Below are 19,667 nucleotides of genomic sequence, written 5' to 3'. Positions count from 1 at the left end.
TAGCAAGACAGGCCGCGACAATGCAACCGTTGCTACGGCACACTGGGACACCCCGCCCGTGGACGTTATTTCACCAAAGGCAGGTCTCCTGGCTCACGGATCATCACTTCCGTCCGTCTTCCCGGGGTAAACCAGTGACATGTTGGACTTCAGCTCGCCGCTTACAGTTGCGGGGGCAGCGTCGGCTTTTCCGCATGACACGGAGCACCGACTTCCCTCTTAGCCCCGGCACGTTGCGTGCAACGACTGGGGAACCTTAGGCGTGACGACCATATTGTAAGCTACGCCATCGGTCAACTTCATATAACGATATCTTTATGTCCTTAAGTCTGCGTTTCCATCGCCGGTTCCGACCGAGTAGGTTGCATTCGGCGTTGTCAGGCGATTCTCACATACGCGGACCTGGCCGTGGCAAACGTCTCGCTCCACGCAGTTGAAAGGATCAGACCACACCACGAATAGTTCCTAGCGCGGGAGCAGCCTGGTGATACCGTCCAGGCGCCCAGAGCGCGTTCCGCCAGACTTAGTCGCTCCAGAAGAGCCAGTACGTCGATCGACAGTTCAGGAGGCAATTGGGGCAGCTAGAAGGCGCGCATGATTTCGCCTGCCGCAGGCGTTTAATTGAAGCGGCCTCGCCGGAGGTTGGGATGCTATTCGGACATGCCCTACTGTGCCGGCGCAGCGCTAATAAAGGGATCGGCGTTTGAATTAAATAACGAATGAGCGAAGGCAAGCACCCTTAAATTGCGGGCCGATAACATCACGGGCGCGTATCCGCAACAGCACCGCCGAATTTGTGCTCGGGCCTTCGAACCGCCCCATGTAGTTGAAGGTGCACAGGAAGTTCCGATCCGCACCGGGCATCTGACAGGTCTGGCAGTGGGCGGTATTCGGCTTCGTTAATCGTACTGTCAGGCTTGAATCACTGGAACTGCTAGTCGGCAGTCAACGTTGCGGTTTTACGCTTTTCGCCGCTTTCAGCAGCGTCATGCGTCCCAGTTTTCAATCTCCGGCGCAACGGCCTGGAGCAATATCCTCCTGCTGCCGCCGAGACGAACGATTATCCCTCACAAAAACGAATACAACCGCTTTTTCTAAGAAAAGGGTTCCAGCCTTTCGCTGCAAGGATTGCCCAGGCAGTAGCCCCGACATGCGGCAACCTGAAATATTTGAAGTCGGCAAATGTCGAGGTCGGCCCGATCATCAGCCCGGTCGTCAGTTCGTCCCCGACTGTCGCGTAGATCAGGTTATCGGGAGATATTTGTGCGGCAATGGTGGCAAGCAGCGCCTCGGCCCGGTCGGCATCGCCGACCTGCTGAAATGCCAGCGCGGCCTGGGCCGTACCTTCCAGCCACACGCCATCCCGATCGTCGTTAAAATCAAAACCTCCCGCAACCGCATAATGCCGATCAACCCAATGCAGAACACGCCCACTGCGGCCCCGAAACTCCGGCACGGCGAGAATGGGCCAGAGCTCGGAATCTATTCCGGACTGGCTCGAGTTGGGTGTGTCGCTTCCAGGTTGGCTGCCGACGTAAAACCGTCCCTGCTGCTCATTCCACATCGCATCAAGAAATTTGCGTGTATTATCCCGCATCGCCTGCCAGGCGCGCGCTCCCTCAATTTCGGCGAGCCAACCCGCAACGGCATATACATCGAGATTATGTTCCGTCGATTTCCACTCGAGTTTTGCCGGTGCAGGCTCATGACCGAATGTGCCACCTGTGTAGCCGATATCGCGGACGCCCGCCGTATGCGCATCGATCCAGCGCATGAGTTTGGTCGCTGCCTGCACATAGGACGGATTGCTTAATCGTTCACTGGCAGTGAGAAGCGCAAGTGCCGCCCAGGCCAGGTTGCCCGTTGCGCTGCCGACCTGATAGTCATCCTCGACCCACGTCTTGCTGGCCTCACTCCAGAAACCGGGCAAAAGCATAGCACCATTTTCGTTCGCAACGGGGCCGGAACGGTAGGCGTTGCGCAGGCGGCCATCGCTGTAATAGCGATCGTTGTTGACGGCGAGCAGCAGCGCATCGGCAACCCTTTTTGCCTCGGTATCGTTGCCACAGGAAAAAAGGGCAATCGTCGCCAGGGCATTGTCATAGGTGAAACCCGCATTTGAAAGAGCGGGATCAAGCGCTTTGCCGCCGGGTGCAGGCTCAAAGCTCCGAAATACGAAGGGGGTGGTGGATTCGTCCATCTTCCCAACGAGACCCGCACACAAGCTAACAGCAAGGCGGTCGCGAACTGATCCGGAACCGGTGCGCCCATCGCCACCAGCGACCACTCCTGTTGTGAAGCAGGTCATGAGAACTGTCGCGACGATCGATTTGACAGACATGAGTTTTCCGTTTGGTAGGCGCTTTTCCAAACAAGCCCGCCTCTAGCTTGCGGTTTACGTCGAGCACGGTCCCGGGTTTGGCGCGAATTGTCTTAGCTGAAGGCCCTTGCGAGTAACATCTGCATGGACTTCAAGAGGTCGCCCTGTTCCGCGACATTTTCGGGCGCATTGCGGAAAAGCAGCCTCAAGATTGCACGATGCTGGTCGGCAGTAGGGGTGAGAGTGAATTTGCCGGGCGTTTGCGAGACTTTCGTTGCATCGATCTGCAGCCAGCCCACCTCGGGCACGTACAGGGACTCTGCCTCGGCGTAAGACCGGTTGAAATCCGCCAGGGTCGCGGTTTCGGTCGAAAGCGCCACGATCCGTACCGCCTTCACCTCGCTTGCGCATTGCAAACGGCCTTCGAGATCCACGCCGATCGGCTCTTCCTTGTCTACACGTGGTAATTCAATGCAGCAGATGAGGCTGGTGAAGGCAATCACCATGGCGACCGCCGACCAGATGAGGTTGAGACAATCTCGCGCCGAAAATTCTACAGGGGCGTCCCATGCGTAAACGGCGAGCAGAACTGAAACCGCGGAGGTGACGGTAACGATTGCGAAAAATAGCGCTGTAGGCCCATGAATGCGCACCTGTGACCGGTCACCACCTTTCTCCGTGACTTTAAAGGGACGTCCGAAGGGTTTGCGCATAGCCTGAAACAACGTGATGGTGATGGGAACAGCGGTCAACGCATGCGTCACTTCGGTGAACAGCGGTAGGGTGCGTTTTCCCGATATCCAGGTGGAGTAGGCCCAAAACAAAGCCAGTGACGACAGTCCAAATTTCATGAACATCAGCTCGTCGGCCTGGAGGGCGGAAACGCCTGTCAGCCAGTAGATCGATGGTGCCAGCAACAGGCAGAGGATGAAAGGCTTCGACAGCCAGCAAAACAGCCCGTGCAGATAATGCAGCCTTTGTGTCAGCGTGAACTTGCCACGCCACAATGGTCCCGTCCGCAGAAGGCCGATCTGAATGGTGCCCAGGCACCACCGCGTGCGTTGCGTGATATATTCTGGCAGGCCCTCAGCCGATAGACCGACACTGAGTTTTTCGTTGAGCCAGCGTGTGACGTAACCTCGCTCCATCAGGCGGTAGGTCAGCAGCATATCTTCGGAAAGTGCATCATGCGGAAACCCGCCGAGCTCGTTCACCGCCGCCCGCCGCACGACAAAACTCGTCCCGACGCAGAAAGCGCAACCGACCGCGTCCTTGGCCGGCTGGAATACATCAAAGAATACACGTTGATCATCGACGAAGGAATTGCGGATGCCGAGGTTGTGCTGGATGGGGTCGCAATTAAAGTAAAATTGCGGTGTCTGCACAACTGCCACCTTGGGATCGGCGAAAAGACCGGTTACGCGACGAAGGAAGTTGGCCTGTGGCGCGAAGTCCGCATCCAGTACCATGATGAAATCGGAAACCTGTGGCAACGCATTGGTGTGTTCAAGTGCATTGTTCAGATTTCCCGCCTTGGCATGTCTATTGTCCGGGCGCGTCACATAATTGACGCCGACCGTCTCGCAATAGTCCCGTACTTCCGGCCTGCGCGTGTCGTCGCAGACAAAAACACGCAGCTGCGGATATTGCATGGCCTGGGCCGCGATAACCGACTTCTCAAGGACGTTCAAAGGTTCGTTGTAGGTGCAGATAAAGACGTCAACGAGTGGCGCATCGGGATTAGTTGCAATCGCGGCTTCCCCTCTATCAGCGAGAAAAGACCAGTCCGTCCGCCTCGTCAGGATCAGGATCGAGCCTATGGCGTAAAGAACGGAGATCAGCTCGAAGGTGAAATAAATGTAGTTCCAGGCAGTCTCCAGAGAAAGCTCGAAGGGTGGCAGCGTATCGGTGGCGCGCCAAAATATGTAAAGGCCAAGAGACAGCAGCATAATCGCACTGAAGGCCAACCGGTCCAGGACCCTGCGCGGGTCGGCCAGTATGGTAAACAGGATCGCGCAAAGGGCGATGACAAGATTGACGTAGAGTACCGACTGAACATCGCCATCAGGGCTGAAATACATCGACTTATCCTCATGGTTGGTCAGGCGCGCGGCACGCCGCGCGTGAATGAGGTTGCTTCGAGTGTCTTAAACAGGTGGTGGGTCGCCCTGCGGGTTTGCATCGCACTCCCGCAGGGGCCCGTCCAATCCATGCGGGTGTCAGGATTGGGTGCGCGGCGCCTTTCCGGTGGCATCCGTATTGCCGAAAGGGTGCTGGGTGATGATATCGGGCTGATGTGCCCGGCCAGGCACATCCGGCCGCTGTTGGGGCCACTCGATACCAGTGTGTGCGGATAGCGTATCACGCGACGTTTCGATCAGTGCCCATGCGGCCTGCCTGACATCCGGCAATTCGCTGACGGAGGTCTTTGCAAACTGGAACAGGCTGGCTGATGCTTCATGCACATAATTCCGGGTTTTGCCGAGCCACTCGCGCGGCAGGCTCACACTCACCCACGTGCCGACCGAACAGGCGCCGTTCTCGGTCAATTTTTCCTGTGCCCTGCTGTCCATGCGAATATAGGCGTAGAGCTCTCGCCGCTCTGTTGGTGGAAAGGGCACGGCATAATCGAGGTCGACACGTTCGGTAGTACGTGGCACCAGGCGCTCCACCACCCCATCGGATTCTTCCGCCCAGGCATCGGAACTCACCTTCACCCGAGAACCGACGGAAAGCGCCTGTGCCTGACGCTCTGAAAAAATCGCCACGACGAAAGCGTTGCGGCAGTCAAGCGCCTCCGCCAGCGTGTCGCCTGCAACCACTTCACGGCCGGTCGCAGCCACGGGCTTGTAGAGCGTTGTGCCCGGTGGAATGGAAAGATCGGCGCGGGTCAGTCTTTCAATACGTGCGCTCTCCGCCGATGCCAGGGTTTCGAGCTCGCTTTTACGCGTCTGCATGGTGGTCATCTGCATCCGGATCTGCAGCAGATCTGCGGACCGTGTGCGAATTTCCTGCTGAAGATTTTGCAGCGATTGCAAATCGGAGCCGATATAGATGCCTTGACGCGCGAAGTTCATTTCCTTGGTGAGTTTGTCAACGGCGACTCTGGCAGCTTGCAGCTTTGTATCTTCAAGTTGTATTGTGTCCGCTATATCCTCTCCGATTCCAGAATACATCCCCTTGGCCATCAGCTTCTGTTTTCGCGTGGCTTCCGCTTTTGCAATTCGGGTCGAATAGGTCACCATCTGCAAGGCTGCATTGGCTGCCTGTAGGTCAGATTCGGTTCTTTGCAGTAACGCCGCCTGCTGACTGGCAAGATCCCTGTTCAAATCGTCGATGCGGCTGGCATAGTCGCCAATAATTCCGTTCTTCTGGCGAAGTTCATTATCGAGTGCTGCCAATTGCACCTTCAGGCCGATGAGCGTGGTATTGTCGACCTTGTCGTTTTCAATAGCAGCCTTACCGTTCTTGTCGGATATCTTTACCACACCGCTGATCGGTGTCGTCAGCGGAATGACTGGTGCATTGATGAGGGCGCGGTTCGTCTGGGATGTGAAGACCGGCGGAAACACAGAAGATGAAAACACCGTGGCGACAACGCCAAGGACAGTATAGGAGGCCAGCTTCACCGACGCACTTTGGCGCACTTCTTTGTCTCTATTGCGGAACAGCATGATATCAACTCCTGTTTTGTTGAACAGCCTTTCCTCCCGCAGTATTAAAATAGTTCACTAAGTTTTTTTGCGACGCAACATCGTTAAGATTGCATTAATAAATTTTTCGATATCGCCTAAATCATGGGCATCTGCCAGCGTTGAAATCGCAAAAACTCGTCCACGAAAAACTACAGAGCTAAATTTCAATCGTTTCGTATCAGCTGTGCCTTTTAAATGGCATCTGGTTATTACGCGGGCTCTCACCCCGCCGCGCAAGTTGCAACCTATAGAAGCATCCGCTTGCCAAGGCAGTGGCACGAGTCTGGTGTCCCATATCCGGCTTTCAATAGGCCGGCGTTCACAGGTCAGTATTCGCGGTAGCCCAAAAGGGGTCGGAACAAGATCTGGTCCTGGCAACACGCCAAGCTGTGACATTCGGCATGGCGTCGGTTCCGCCTTCGCCGGGTACGGAGAAGGCTCTGCGAAGAGCAGATTGCTGCTGGGCATCGCAAGCATCAATGGCGAGCCGATCAAATCAGCTGCAATACGCAAGCGCTTGGCGGCGTAAAAACTTGATTGCAAATTTCATCTTATCTTGATTTGATTCCGAGCCAATGGTAGCAGCGTTTTCATGGAAAGCGCAAAACACCCTGAAATCCTCGAGACCTTTTTGGGCGTACGCTCTCGTCTGATGCGCGTCATCTACCGTCGGGTCCATTGCCCGGCGACAACTGCCGATCTCCTTCAGGATACTTTTCTTCGCTTTTGGGAACGGCCGGGCCTGTTACGTGATGTTGTCGACCTGGCAGCCTATTTCATGATTACTGGCCGCAATCTTGCGCTTGATCACGAACGCCGCCGCAAGATCGCCCCCTTTGTCGACGGGATCGAAGGCCTTGAATCCATTCGTGATCCCGCACCATCTGCGGAAGCAGCTACCATCAGCCGTCAGGAACTGCTTCGCGTTCAGGCCGCACTGGAACACATGCCTGCACGCGCCCAGCAGGTTTTTATCCTCGCTCGTATTGACGGCCTGACATATGTCGAGATTGGCGAACGACTGGGAATATCGCCCAAAACGGTCTTTGGTCACATGGTCGTGGCGCTTGAGCGGTTGCGTGCAGAGGTCAACTACGAGCGCTAAAAGTCGCATGGCGGCTAAGAATGAGGCGGCGGATGCAGGATTTTTCCCTTCAGGAGCACTCTCCTGACAATGATCCAGAGATATCACGCCGTGCAGCCGAATGGTTCGCGCTGCTTCTCGATGACAGCGCGACACCACTCGACCGTGCCAATTTCAGGGTTTGGCTCGAACAAAGCCCGGCCCATGCGAGAGCCTATGCCGAACTGGAGCGTTTGTGGCTTGGAGCCTCGGCCCTGCCAGAGGTATCAAGCCCTGCATCTGTCAGACGGCGAAAAATCCTCAAATCCGGCGGTGCACTTGCTATCCTGACCGCCGCCGGGCTTGGGACGCACGCATATTTAAGGCAGCAAACAGATTACCGGACGGGTGTCGGAGAGACCGCGCGCTTTTCCTTGCCCGACGGATCGGTTGCCGAACTGTCGACGGCGAGCGCCATATCGTTAAATTTCACGGCGGGCCAGCGACACGTCATTTTACAACAAGGCGAAGCGTTTTTCACGGTCGCTCGGGACGCTGCTCGACCGTTCTCTGTTGATTGTAGGGACCTTAGAGCTTTAGCGCTTGGCACTCAGTTTTCCGTTGGGATGCATGAGGAAGGTATCGTCGTCGCGGTTGCAGAACACACGGTAAAGGTCTCATCGTTGAGCCAAGAGCGGATCGTCCAGGAGGGGCAGTCCGTGCTTTTCGCCAATGACAAACTGTCGGTGCCATCACAGACGGATATTGAGACGAGACTTTCGTGGCGAAGCGGAAGGCTCGTTTTCATCTCGGCTCCGTTCGAGGATGTCGTTGCTGCCCTGTCAAAATGGCGCTACGGCAAGATGATTGTCATGGACAGAGCCCTGGCCCGCCGGCCGATCAGCATCATCGTGGACGTGCGCAGGGCCGGTCGGATACTGGAAAGTCTGGAGCACGGCCTGCCTATCCGTATTGCGAGCTACTCGCCTTTGCTGACGTTGATCTATCCGCAATAAAAAATCAAAAAATCGACCGAGGTTTTTTCCAAGCTGAAACGTCCCCTGTTCAGAAGCCCGAAAATGCTCGGGTATTGGTCCGTTTGCAGGGGGCAAAACGAGTGACACAGAAAAACCAAGCCGGCGGCTTTCGCATGAGACTGTACCGTATAATGTTGTTGGCCGCCTGCGCCAGTTTCACCACCATCGTCTTGTCAACAGGAGCAGTTGCTCAGACCGCCAAGAGCTACGAATTTGCGATCTCCGGTCAGCCCCTGTCGGCTGCGCTGGTGCGCTTCTCATCGGTGACCGGTATCGATGTCGCTTTTGACGGTCCTCTGCCGGCAAACCTGCGCAGCGTCGGTACAGCCGGAAATCTCTCGGCTGAGGGCGCGCTCAGACGTCTTCTCGCGGGCACAGGCCTGACCTTCCGATTTACGACCGCAAATACGGTCCTTTTGATCAACCCGCAAAACTCCTCGTCAAGCGCCAGTGCGGTTGGCGCGACAATCCTTGAGCCCATCGTTGTGCAGGGAGAGAACGCTCGTGGGCCTGTAGAGGGGTTTGTCGCCACACAGAGCGCCACAGCGACGAAGACGGGCACCTCACTCAAAGACACTCCACAGGCCGTCAATGTTGTAACGAAAGACCAGATTGCTGCTCAAGGTTCGACCACGCTGACCCAGGCTCTTCGCTATACGCCAGGCGTCATCAGCCAATATGGCGACGATTCCCGCTATGACTGGTTTACGATACGTGGATTTCGACCAAGTCGATATCTGGATGGCCTGCGCCTACCGTTTGGATCGCGCGGCTACGCCCAGCCACGTGTCGAACCGTTCAGCCTGGAGCGCGCCGAAGTCCTGAAGGGTCCGGCATCGGTCCTCTATGGCCAGGGCGATCCCGGCGGTCTGATCAACATGGTATCAAAACGGCCGAGCGCAACTGCTCTCAATGAAGTGGAGATGCAGTTCGGCACCGATAAGCGTATACAGACAGCATTCGATCTCGGCGGTGGTGCTGGTGACGATGACAGTTTCCTCTACCGCATCGTCGGCGTCGGCCGGTTGACCGATACCCAGTATGACTATGTGCGCGAGAAGAAGGGATATATTGCGCCTTCATTCACTTTCAAGGCGGATGAGGGAACATCACTGACGGTTTACGGTAGCTATCAGCACATCGACTCTCCCGGCGGCGGCGGAGCGCCGGCGCTTCCCGCGAACGGCACACTCTATACCCGCATGTATCCGGAATTGCCCCGCAGTGCATTCCCAGGCGAACCGGGTTACGACCACTACAAGAGCGACCAGGCATCTGTCGGTTACGAGTTCGAACACGAAGTCGATGACACCTGGACCATCAGACAGAACCTTCGCTACTCCTATATCGGAACGGACACTCAGCGCGTTCAGCCCTATTGCCCGGCAGCCTGCAATCCCACGGCCTTCTACCGATATGCCTGGGCGTTTCCCGAAAGTGCCCGCGCCGTCACCGTCGACAATCAAGCGATCGGAAATTTCCAAACGGGGGACGTCGCTCATACCGCATTGTTCGGCCTCGACTATTCCTATGAAAGCAGCCGCTACGAAGAGTCCGTGCTTTCCCCAATTTTCACTCCCTTCAATGGACTTGACCCCGTCTACGGCGCAACGGCGATCACGCGCCCGGCGATCGCAACACGGATCGATCAGGACCGCAGCCAGATCGGCCTCTACGCTCAGGATCAGATGGAGTGGAACAATTTCGTGTTCTCGCTCGGTGGCCGCTACGACTGGGCAAATACAGATACGAGGACCCGGACGAGCGTCGCTGACAATCAGATCGATCAGAGAGACGGCAAGTTTACCTGGAGGGCCGGCCTCGTCTATAATTTTGACAACGGTTTGTCGCCATACGCCGGCTACTCAACCTCCTTCAATCCGGCCAGCGGCACCGACCGTTTGGGTAACGCCTTCGAGCCTACTACCGGTGAACAGTTCGAGGTTGGGGTCAAGTACCAGCCCAACGGTAGCAACAGCTTCGTCACCCTTTCTGCCTATCACCTCACACAGGACAATGTCCTGTCGCCAGATACGACCCCCGGATTCACGAATTACAGTGTGCAGACGGGCCAAGTCAGGATGCGCGGTGTCGAACTTGAGGGCAAGGCGGAAATCACAGACGCGTTCTCTGTCTTGGCATCTTATGCATACACCGACAGCGAGATCACCAAAGCCAATCCAAATGCTGCCGGTATCAGCAACGAGGGCAATCGCTTTGCCTTTGTCCCACGCCAGCAGGCATCGCTTTGGCTGGACTACACACTGCAGACATCGACCATCTGGGATGGTCTGAGCTTTGGCGGTGGCGCCCGTTACACTGGTCAGACTTTTGGCGACAATGCCAACAAATTCGACATCCCCTCATACACCGTATTTGATGCTGCCGTTCGCTACGATTTCGGCAAGGCAGACCCGAAGCTGGAAGGTTTGAAGGCGTCGCTGAATGTCAGCAACATATTCGACCGCAAGTATGTCTCGACCTGCATTGCTGCAACGGGATGCTATTGGGGCGAGGGTCGCACCGTCTACGCTACTCTCAAGTATAGCTGGTAGGATTGTGTCTCACGCTCGTTACCCAAATCGTGATTACAGGCTGACGCGGCGGCAATTCACCGCCGGGTTGGCTTCCGTTTTCCTGCCTGCAGTGGCAACAGCAAGCACGGAAACGCGTCGGCTCGCCGTGTTGGACTGGGGCTGGGCAGAAAGCCTTCTCGCTCTGGACTACAAGCCATTTGCTGTTGCCGAAGCCCCTCTTTACGGTGACCGCGTTGTAACACCTGCACTTTCGACAGACACGATCGACCTTGGCCTGAGATCATGGCCGAACGTTGAACTGCTAAGAGCCCTGAAACCCGAACTGATCGTTTCTCAAGCCGGATATGGTATCTCTGCTGAACGTCTCGGCGCGATTGCTCCAACCCTTGCGCTACCGCTTTACGGCCCCGCCCGGCAACCATTGCTTGCCGCAGAACACGCCCTCAAGGAGATTGCACGTCGCATTGGCAGGGAAGAGCGTGCGACAGACTATTTGGAACTGTCCTATTCGAGACTGAACGCGATAGCTCACAACGCAAAAGACTACGACGGGCGCGCCCTTTTGATCATCAAGTTTACGGATGACAGGCTTATCGATATCTACGGCGCAGGTGGCTTGTTCGATGATGTCCTGAAACGGATCGGCATTGCCAACGCATGGGATGGCAAGACCAATAACTGGGGCTTTGCAACGGCGGGATTGGAGGCGATCGCGCGCTATCCTGAAGCAAGACTGGTCATCATCGAGCCGGGTCCACCGGGCCTTTTTTTGCAAAGCGCACTATGGAACGCCTTGCCGGCCGTACGGAATGGTCGTGTATCGATGATTCCACCCACATGGGTATTTGGCGCGTTTCCATCAGCGATGCGGTTTGCCGAAGTCCTGCGGCAGAGTCTCGGCATCGCATGAGAAACCGTTTCATCACCCCACCGCGCCTCGCCTTTACCATCACACTGGCAGCGATCGCGCTCCACGCCTTTGCCGTTGGTCACTATGTGGCGATCTCCGACATTCCAGCGGCCTTATGGCAGCCGGATCCAGCTTCGTTCGGCCAGATCTATGTCTATTTCTCGATTGTCCCACGGTTCCTCGTCGCTCTGCTGGCTGGTGGTGCGCTTGCTTTCACGGGTGTAATATTCCAGCAGCTCCTGAAAAACCCTCTGGCAGAACCCTCGACGCTCGGGATACTTTCTGGCGCTCAGTTGGCGATCACCCTTCTTTCCCTTTCTACAGTTGCAGTTACGGCAGGCGAGCGCGAGATAGCCGGGCTTGTAGGCGGCCTCGTCGCCGTAACAATCGTTGCGGGACTGGGAAAAGCTTCAAACTTCGCACCGATGACACTCCTTCTCTGCGGGATGGTGATCAGCTTTTCCGCCGGCTCGGCCTCCGTCATACTAGCCTTGTTTCACCACGAATATCTGCGCGGGGTGTTCATCTGGGGAAGTGGTTCACTCATCCAGAATGACTATTCCAACGCGACCGCATTGGCCTTGCGCATGATCGTGCTGATACCGCTGCTGTTGCTGTTCTTTCGACCGCTTTCAGTTATCGGTCTTGATGAAAGCCGTGCCCGCAGCCTCGGACTGTCCCCGGGCGGGTTGCGCGCGGCGGTACTGTTTATCGCAACCGTACTGTCGGCTGTTGTTGTAGCCCGCGTCGGCGTCATCGCGTTCGTCGGCCTTGCAGCCACCAACCTCGCCCGAATAGTTGGCGCTCGAACGCTCCGCCAACGACTGCTGTGGGGAGGACTGCTTGGTGCCGGCCTCCTGCTGCTCGCTGACAGTCTCGTGCTTGCTGGAGCGCCCGTCGTCGGTGAGGTGCCAACGGGTACCGCCACCGCAATCATCGGCGCCATAGTGATGTTGGTGCTCATCAAACATGTGCCCCACTCCATTGACCAGCTTAACAGCAATGCCCTGAACCAGAGAGAGAACCCTCTGGCAGGCTGCTTTTTGCTGCCTGGTTCTCTTGCCATTGCTGCCGTTATCGCGTTGTTCTCGCTGACCGAGAGCTTCATAGCTGGCGGGGTGGAAACATCCGTGTTGTTTGCCGGTCGATGGCCAAGGGTCCTGACCTCGGCAAGTGCTGGCGCAATGCTGGCCATTGCGGGTTCCCTCACACAAACGATCACGCGTAATCCCATAGCGAGCCCGGAAGGGCTCGGCATCAGCGCCGGAGCCGGACTGGGGATTATCGCAGCTTTCTTCGCCGGAGGGATGGCGTCGCCTATTTTGCCGCTTGCCGGCGGCATAACCGGTGCAGTCGCCGCGTTTGCGATCATTCTGCTTGTGGCAAAAGGGAAAAGCTATGCGCCTGGACCTGTTCTTCTGTCTGGCATAGCCATCAGTGCGCTCGCGACTGCGATAATTTCGCTCATTGTTGCCAGTGGCGATCCGCGCGCAAGTTACATTTTGGCGTGGACCATGGGCCCTACCTTTCGTGCAACCGGCTTCGTCGCAAGCATCGCTGCAGCCTTGGTTTTGATCGGGCTGGCCATCTCGCCACTCTTGCGCCGCCCGCTAGAGGTCTTGGCGCTTGGGGACAGCACTGCACGCTCTCTTGGACTCAATCCGGCGCGATCCCGGCTCGTGCTTTTGCTGTTCATTGCCGTCCTGACGGGAGCTGCGACCGTAATTGTTGGCCCGTTAAGCTTCGTCGGCATGATGGCACCCCACATCGCCCGAGCGGCCGGGGCACGCGGCCAAATCCTGACGCTTCTCACGGCGAGCGCGGTCGGCGCAACGCTGATGATCTCAGCCGACTGGTTGGGACGGGCTGCCGACTTTCCCTATGAGATTCCCGCAGGCGTTATCGCCGCCTTTATCGGGGGGCCATACTTTCTGTGGGTGATCCGCTCGCGGGGCAGACAAAGCCCCAGGCTCTAAAATGAGGTAACAGCCTTGGTTCAGATATCCGAAGACAGCAGAACGAGAACCATCTCGAGGATACCCCTTTTTGAGTTGGAGCGGGCCAGTTTCTCCGTCGGAACTCGGGTTTTGCTCGAACCACTGACAATAAGTTTGCCAGCACGGCGAATTATCGGCCTGATCGGGCACAATGGCTCTGGCAAGTCGACATTGATCAAGCTCCTGGCCCGCCAAAATCCACTCAGTGCTGGCAAGATTTCCTTTGATGGAAAAGACTTGCATGAATGGGGCAGCAGGCCGTTCGCTCGTAAGGTGGCCTATTTGCCCCAGCAGGCGCCCGATACTGCAGGTATGCTTGTCAGCGAGCTAGTCGCGCTCGGGCGATATCCATGGCACGGCGCTCTTGGCCGGTTTGGCCCCGAGGACAAGACGAGGGTGGAGGAAGCGATGAGGCTGACAGACGTTGAGCGTTATCGCGCCCGCTTCATCGATACGCTTTCAGGTGGGGAGCGGCAGCGGGTCTGGCTCGCGATGCTCGTTGCGCAAAACCCCGATTGTCTCCTCCTTGATGAGCCGACCTCGGCCCTTGATATCGCCCACCAGATCGACATCCTCACGCTTGTTCGCCGGCTCGTTGACGAGCGTGGACTTGGGGCCATCGTCGTGCTCCACGACGTGAACATGGCGGCTCGCTTTTGTGACGAAATCCTGGCACTTCATTGTGGAAAACTCATTGCACGTGGAGGACCAGAGGACATCGTGGCCCCGGATCAACTGCAAGCAATCTACGAGACGCGAATGGGCGTTATGCGCCATCCTGATAGCGGTCTACCGCTAGCATATCCACGCAGTTGAAAGGATCGGAACCGGCGACGCCGTTATTAAGGCAGATGCGTGGAGACGACAGCGCCTGCATTTACTGCCCTTGCGTTCCGTCCTATGTCATTACCTCCAGCTCGTGGCCTGGATGAACACCAAACTGCCCATCTATTAATACGAGCCTGCCTCCCGGTTTCCTGAAGAAGGCAGAGAAGTCCGCCGCCATATACCAACTCGAAAGGCTTGTGGGATGGGAAATGAGCAGATTTCCGTTTTCCAACGATAGGTCGACCCTTCGACATGATGGACATGCGGCGACACAGCCACCATAGTGCCGAAAAAGAGCGGCGCGCCAGACAGACGCTTAACAGCGGAGCGTGCCAACGGACGGGGCTGAAATACCGGTGAAGACCGAAGCTTTGCAGCAGTCAAGGGAGAGTTCTGAAAATGATCCGTGCCGTGGTCGATAAAGGTTCGGCCTGCCTGCTGGCTCAGTTGAATGCCACGCTACATTAACGAGTTGTACGACGCTGGAGGATTGGGCTGATGAAAATGAGATTTCTCGGTGAGGCATTTTTCGCCTTGATGCTTTCCACCGCAGTCGCCTCCGCGCAGCAGGCGTCCGACACGGTGGCGCCCGAAAAAGCGACCGATATTGCGACTGCCAAACGCATCGAGGCAAAGAGCTTCATGGTAGCGGCGGCCAATCCGCTGGCGACTGAGGCAGGGCGTGATGTGATCGCCAGGGGCGGCAACGCCATCGATGCAATGGTGGCGGTGCAGGCAATGCTCGGCCTCGTTGAACCGCAGAGTTCCGGTCTCGGTGGGGGTGCCTTCCTCGTCTATTACGACGCAAAAAGCGGCAAGTTGACCACGTTTGACGGCCGCGAGACGGCGCCGATGGAAGCCACACCGAAGCTATTCCTGGATGACAAAGGTCAACCGCTAAAATTCATGGACGGAGTGGTCGGCGGCCGCTCTGTTGGCACGCCGGGAACGGTGCGACTTCTGGAGGAAGCCCACAAACGCTATGGAAAGGCCGAATGGGCAAGCCTGCTGAAGCCGGCGGAAACGCTGGCTACAGAGGGCTTTAAGGTGTCACCGCGTCTTGCCTCCCTGATCGCGTCCGAGGGAGACCGGTTGAAGAAATATACAGAACCCCGGTCCTATTTCTTTGACACCTCCGGGGCCGCCCTGCGGGCCGGCGTTCCTTTGAAGAACCCGGCCTATGCCGAGACGCTTGCGGCGCTCGCCAAAGGCGGCGCCGATGCCTTTTACAAAGGGCGAATTGCCGAGGCGATCGTCAAGACTGTGCGCGAGGCGGCCGACAATCCCGGCGTGCTGTCGCTGGCCGATCTTTCCAACTATCGGGTCGTCGAGCGCGAGCCGGTCTGCTTTGCCTATCGTGCTCTTGACGTTTGCGGCATGGGGCCGCCGTCGTCGGGCGGAATCGCCATCGGCCAGATTCTTGGTCTGGTGGAAAATTTTGATCTCAAGGCGCTTGGGCCAAAAAATGTCGACAGTTGGCGCATTATCGGCGACGCCCAGCGTCTCGCCTTCGCCGACCGCGAGCGTTACGTCGCTGACACCGATTTCCTGCCGCTGCCGATCAAGGGCCTGTTGGACAAGACCTATTTGGGCGAGAGGGCAAAGCTGCTCGACGGCGATAAGGCGTTGACCAACGATGCCGTCAAGGCCGGCGAGCCGGAATGGGACCACGCGCTGCTTTTCGGCCGGGATGCGGCGATCGAGTTGCCCTCCACAAGCCATTTTGTCATCGTCGACAAGGACGGCAACGTGGTCTCGATGACGACAACGATCGAAAGTGGCTTCGGCTCGCGTCTGATGACGAACGGCTTCCTGCTCAATAATGAGTTGACGGACTTTTCCTTCAAGACCCATGATGGCGGTCTGCCGATCGCCAACCGCGTTGAGCCAGGCAAACGACCGCGCTCCTCCATGGCCCCGACGATCGTGATGAAAGATGGCAAACCGCTGCTCGCCATCGGTTCGCCGGGCGGCAGCCAGATCATCGGCTATGTAGCGCAGGCGCTGATCGCCTATATCGATTGGGGCATGCCTGTAGAGGCGATCGTCTCCCAGCCGCATCTCATCAACCGCTTCGGCACCTACGACCTCGAGGCCGGTACAAGCGCGGAAGGTCTGGCAGGGCCACTGAAGGCGCTGGGTTACGAGGTGAAACCGGGCGAGATGAATTCCGGTTTGCATGCAATCGAGATAACCGCCGAAGGTTTGATCGGCAGCGCGGATCCACGACGCGAGGGAGTGGCGGCAGGGGAGTGAAACGCTCCGCCAGCGGAAAGGTCATGAGAAAAGGTCAACACGAAGGGTGTGTATCTCGCCAAGGGGCGCTAACACCTTGACAAGAACCTGCGGCCTCCGAATGCAATTGTCGATAACGGTGCACGATCTCTTCCAGATTGCGCGGGTGAGGCTGTCCGGTTTGTCGGCAGCAATTACGTTCTTCCGGCTAACCACTACACGTGGGTTGCGACCACCGCTGTGTTTGACATACAGCCTGCAAACAGAAACTGACAGGCTGCGCTGTTCGAGCGCACGACACAAGAGGATATATGACCATGGCAACACCCCGACGACCGTCCAATCCCAAAGACGCAGCCGAGGCGCTATTCAAACCGGCAAAGAAGGTCGCAGCGCCGGCCGTTGAACGGCCTGCAATCCCTAACACCAAAGAGCTTGTATCATTGAAGATCGACAGCGATGTGCTCGCTCATTTTCAAGCCGACGGTCCGGGCTGGCAGGAGCGCATCAACGATACCTTGCGAGCCGCAATGAATGCGTCCAAATAAGCTCTTGAAGAGTCCCGACCCCATGCCCCGCCAATAGCTGCCGCTTCTCGGCCTCGCGGCTCGTTGGGCAAGCGTGGCGCAATCATGCGCCATTCACAGTCAGCCCGGACCTCTGTCGAATCGAGAAGGCCTTCTCCGCGTTGAAGGCGCTCGTACCAGAGGTGGCCCAGTGAACGATCCCGCGATTGTGGGATAGCATCGAAAGGCCGGTTGATCTGGTCGAGCCACAAAAGCCTGGTCATATCGCAGGGCCTTTTCGACCACTCCGCGATTGAGGAGGAGTTATTTTGGCCAGTACTTGTTCACATACATCTGTGTCTCACGAAGCATGAAACGGGCACTGTCTTCGGCTCGGTCCTCCCAAGCGAAAACGCAATTTGAAAGGACACCGTCGAATTTCATGTCGGCAAGAGTTGAGAAGAATACTTCCCAGTTGATCTCACCTTGGCCGAAGTCGGTGTGTTGATGGACGCGCACCTTCGCTCCAGGCGGATTTACAATGTAGCGCAGTTGCGAAGACTTGTTATGGTCATAGGTGTCTGCGAGGCGCACATGTGCTAGAAGCCCCTCGGTCGCTCGCAGGTTAGCAACCATGTCGGGACCGTAGAAGAAGGTATGGGGCGCGATGAACGATGCCTTTACAGCCTTTGAATTGATCGTCTTGATGATATCGATGGCAGGGGCGATTTCCTCAATCCAGTCCTCTGGATGCGCTTCGAGCGAGAGGATCAGCCCTTCGCGCTCCAGAATTGGCACGAGGATATCCATCGCACGGAAAAACTGCCCCTCACACGTCTCCGGACGATGCAACCCACTGCGGTCATTCAGGCTTCGATCCGGGGATCCCCCTCGCCCGAACTCCGAGACCAACATCGGGCATTCCATCTCTGCCGCAATTTCGATGGCACGCTTCCAGTTCTCTATCGCCGTTTCCCACTCGTCTTGGTATGGGCTGGCCCAGCGGTACATTGGCTGCAGCGTTGCCAGGCCCACCCCATGGTCCTTGAGGGCCTTCTTGAAGCTCTTTACCCTCTCGGGATAAACCTTCGGACGCGTCCACCAGGAGAGAAAGTCCGGACGGGGTGAGACCTCAACATAATCGTATCCCAGCTCGGCGGTCTTTCGGCAAATTTCCTCCAGAGATAAATGACGGATCATGTGCGGATCGAGTGCGTGTTTCATCAAAACCTCCTGATAATATAAATTCGCCCCTTCACGGGAGCGTCGATGCGGACAAGCATCGCTTGCTGGACCACGTCGCGTGGGTGGCAATCATTTATGGAGCTGCGCCAGTGGTGCTGCTCCCTCCATCGCGCTACCGATAGTCGACCCAGACCCCGCCGAGATCGGCAGAACGAACGCAGTTCTCAACCCAGCGAACGCCCTCAACCCCTGCAGCAATCCCCGGAAACCGAAGGCTCCCAAGGCGTTCGCCATCGTTTTCGTTGCGCGCCTCCATAGCGATAGCAAAGCGGTCGTAGAGGTTAGCCCAGGCCTCGAAGAGGCCCTCGGGATGGCCTGCACCGATACGATCGTCGGCAAGTGCCTTTGCGTGCAGGTAGCCCATGCCACGCTCAAGAATGCGTACCGGCTCGCCCTGAACCTCAAATCGTAGCTGGTTTGGCTGCTCGTCCCACCATTCGATCGAAGCCTTTGATCCGACGACGCGCACCTTTTGTCCATGCATGGAACCCGCATTGATGGCGCTCGACCAGACGGTGCCAAACGCGCCATTGTCATATTCCATCAGGGTCATGGCGTTGTCTTCGAGCGGTGCACGCGTCTTGACGAAGCTCTGCCGGGTGCACAGAAGCCGTTTGATACGGAGGTCGGGCAGGATGACCTCGGAAATATAAAGCGGATGTGTACCGATATCGCCGAGCACATAACTTGGACCTGCGAATTTCGGATCGACGCGCCAGCGGGTCGCCGGGCTTTGAAGCTCGACAGCCTCGTTGTGAAACCCGTGGGCGAATTGCAGGTTGACCAGACGAATTTCCCCGAGCTCGCCGGCAGCAACGAGCTCGCGGGCATGCTCGATGACTTGGTGGCCGCTATAGCCGTAGGTCACGCCAACAATACGGCCGCGCTCTGCGGCGATACGCTGAAGATCCTCGGCCTCGGCCACCGTGAAGCACAGCGGCTTTTCACACACAACGTGCAGCCCGCTTTCCAGTGCAGCCTTGGTGATCTCGTAGTGGGTATTGTTGGGCGTTGCGATCGATACTGCCTCGATCCCATCCGGACGCTTTGCCTCCTCTGCGAAAAGCGCACGCCAGTCGGCGTAGCATCGCGAAGGCTCGAGCCCCAGTTCAACACCGAAGGCGCGGCCGCGCTCGGCATCGAGGTCGAAGGCGCCAGCGACCAGATCGAAGTAGCGATCACGCAGGGCGGCGCTGCGGTGAATATAACCGATCTGACTGCCGCGACCACCACCCACCATAGCCCAGCGAAGAGGTCGTTTTGTCTGACGCGTTCCGTAAATCATGAGGTTTCT

13 protein-coding genes, 1 pseudogene and 1 riboswitch are annotated in these 19,667 nt (G+C 57.2%); of the genes and pseudogenes, 8 read left to right on the top strand and 6 right to left on the bottom strand.

Annotated features, from left to right (window positions below; genetic code table 11):
• Window positions 1-61: 61 nt before the first annotated feature.
• Window positions 62-274: riboswitch (cobalamin riboswitch) on the bottom strand.
• A gap of 194 nt (window positions 275-468) precedes the next feature.
• The 4 genes and pseudogenes from ACZ5A6_RS26215 to ACZ5A6_RS26200 all read right to left on the bottom strand — a co-directional run.
• Window positions 469-617 (bottom strand): annotated as a pseudogene (locus ACZ5A6_RS26215) (Fic family protein); the annotation flags it as partial.
• Between the two features lie 443 nt (window positions 618-1,060).
• Complete coding sequence (locus ACZ5A6_RS26210) at window positions 1,061-2,341, bottom strand: hypothetical protein (protein ID WP_464111480.1); 1,281 nt, start codon at window positions 2,339-2,341, stop codon at window positions 1,061-1,063.
• 92 nt (window positions 2,342-2,433) lie between these two features.
• Window positions 2,434-4,401, bottom strand: a complete 1,968-nt coding sequence (locus ACZ5A6_RS26205; protein ID WP_111802777.1) for a glycosyltransferase family 2 protein — start codon at window positions 4,399-4,401, stop codon at window positions 2,434-2,436.
• 138 nt (window positions 4,402-4,539) lie between these two features.
• Complete coding sequence (locus ACZ5A6_RS26200; RefSeq protein WP_035200851.1) at window positions 4,540-5,994, bottom strand: HlyD family secretion protein; 1,455 nt, start codon at window positions 5,992-5,994, stop codon at window positions 4,540-4,542.
• A gap of 613 nt (window positions 5,995-6,607) precedes the next feature.
• Between ACZ5A6_RS26200 and ACZ5A6_RS26195 the strand changes: the two genes are divergently transcribed.
• The 8 genes from ACZ5A6_RS26195 (at window position 6,608) to ACZ5A6_RS26160 (ending at window position 17,170) form a co-directional block, all read left to right on the top strand.
• Window positions 6,608-7,120 carry an RNA polymerase sigma factor gene (locus ACZ5A6_RS26195; RefSeq protein WP_464111479.1) on the top strand — a complete coding sequence of 171 codons (513 nt, stop codon included), beginning with the start codon at window positions 6,608-6,610 and terminating at the stop codon, window positions 7,118-7,120.
• A gap of 32 nt (window positions 7,121-7,152) precedes the next feature.
• Window positions 7,153-8,094, top strand: coding sequence for a FecR family protein (locus tag ACZ5A6_RS26190; protein WP_112402625.1), 942 nt, complete (start codon window positions 7,153-7,155; stop codon window positions 8,092-8,094).
• 134 nt (window positions 8,095-8,228) lie between these two features.
• A complete protein-coding gene (locus tag ACZ5A6_RS26185) occupies window positions 8,229-10,670 on the top strand; it encodes a TonB-dependent siderophore receptor (RefSeq protein WP_464111478.1) in 2,442 nt (813 codons plus the stop codon).
• A 4-nt stretch (window positions 10,671-10,674) separates the two neighbouring features.
• The gene (locus ACZ5A6_RS26180; protein ID WP_464111477.1) at window positions 10,675-11,562 is read left to right on the top strand and encodes an ABC transporter substrate-binding protein; all 888 of its coding nucleotides are present in this window, start codon (window positions 10,675-10,677) and stop codon (window positions 11,560-11,562) included.
• A complete protein-coding gene (gene fhuB / locus ACZ5A6_RS26175; RefSeq protein WP_464111476.1) occupies window positions 11,559-13,538 on the top strand; it encodes a Fe(3+)-hydroxamate ABC transporter permease FhuB in 1,980 nt (659 codons plus the stop codon). Before ACZ5A6_RS26180 ends, fhuB begins: the two co-directional genes overlap by 4 nt.
• Before the next feature lie 111 nt (window positions 13,539-13,649).
• Window positions 13,650-14,375 (top strand): ABC transporter ATP-binding protein, encoded by a 726-nt coding sequence (locus ACZ5A6_RS26170; RefSeq protein WP_112752677.1) that lies wholly within the window; start codon window positions 13,650-13,652, stop codon window positions 14,373-14,375.
• 510 nt (window positions 14,376-14,885) lie between these two features.
• Complete coding sequence (ggt, locus tag ACZ5A6_RS26165) at window positions 14,886-16,643, top strand: gamma-glutamyltransferase (RefSeq protein WP_464111475.1); 1,758 nt, start codon at window positions 14,886-14,888, stop codon at window positions 16,641-16,643.
• A gap of 296 nt (window positions 16,644-16,939) precedes the next feature.
• A complete protein-coding gene (locus ACZ5A6_RS26160) occupies window positions 16,940-17,170 on the top strand; it encodes a BrnA antitoxin family protein (protein ID WP_060643007.1) in 231 nt (76 codons plus the stop codon).
• Between the two features lie 282 nt (window positions 17,171-17,452).
• Here ACZ5A6_RS26160 and ACZ5A6_RS26155 read toward each other — a convergent pair whose 3' ends face one another.
• Both ACZ5A6_RS26155 and ACZ5A6_RS26150 read right to left on the bottom strand, forming a co-directional pair.
• The gene (locus tag ACZ5A6_RS26155; protein WP_464111474.1) at window positions 17,453-18,352 is read right to left on the bottom strand and encodes a sugar phosphate isomerase/epimerase family protein; all 900 of its coding nucleotides are present in this window, start codon (window positions 18,350-18,352) and stop codon (window positions 17,453-17,455) included.
• Window positions 18,353-18,485: 133 nt separating this feature from the next.
• A complete protein-coding gene (locus ACZ5A6_RS26150) occupies window positions 18,486-19,658 on the bottom strand; it encodes a Gfo/Idh/MocA family protein (RefSeq protein ID WP_065660593.1) in 1,173 nt (390 codons plus the stop codon).
• Window positions 19,659-19,667 lie beyond the last annotated feature (9 nt).

It is taken from the genome of Agrobacterium sp. 6Ca8 (assembly GCF_055382765.1).
Note: the sequence above shows the minus strand (reverse complement) of the source record. Positions and strands in the feature narration are given on the sequence as shown.

Bases quoted from the DNA above. Each gene is read 5' to 3' on its own strand.
- ACZ5A6_RS26210 (WP_464111480.1), bottom strand. From the start codon at position 2,341: ATGTCTGTCAAATCGATCGTCGCGACAGTTCTCATGACCTGCTTCACA.
- ACZ5A6_RS26205 (WP_111802777.1), bottom strand. From the start codon at position 4,401: ATGTATTTCAGCCCTGATGGCGATGTTCAGTCGGTACTCTACGTCAAT.
- ACZ5A6_RS26200 (WP_035200851.1), bottom strand. From the start codon at position 5,994: ATGCTGTTCCGCAATAGAGACAAAGAAGTGCGCCAAAGTGCGTCGGTG.
- ACZ5A6_RS26195 (WP_464111479.1), top strand. From the start codon at position 6,608: ATGGAAAGCGCAAAACACCCTGAAATCCTCGAGACCTTTTTGGGCGTA.
- ACZ5A6_RS26190 (WP_112402625.1), top strand. From the start codon at position 7,153: ATGCAGGATTTTTCCCTTCAGGAGCACTCTCCTGACAATGATCCAGAG.
- ACZ5A6_RS26185 (WP_464111478.1), top strand. From the start codon at position 8,229: ATGAGACTGTACCGTATAATGTTGTTGGCCGCCTGCGCCAGTTTCACC.
- fhuB (WP_464111476.1), top strand. From the start codon at position 11,559: ATGAGAAACCGTTTCATCACCCCACCGCGCCTCGCCTTTACCATCACA.
- ggt (WP_464111475.1), top strand. From the start codon at position 14,886: ATGAAAATGAGATTTCTCGGTGAGGCATTTTTCGCCTTGATGCTTTCC.
- ACZ5A6_RS26160 (WP_060643007.1), top strand. From the start codon at position 16,940: ATGGCAACACCCCGACGACCGTCCAATCCCAAAGACGCAGCCGAGGCG.
- ACZ5A6_RS26155 (WP_464111474.1), bottom strand. From the start codon at position 18,352: ATGAAACACGCACTCGATCCGCACATGATCCGTCATTTATCTCTGGAG.
- ACZ5A6_RS26150 (WP_065660593.1), bottom strand. From the start codon at position 19,658: ATGATTTACGGAACGCGTCAGACAAAACGACCTCTTCGCTGGGCTATG.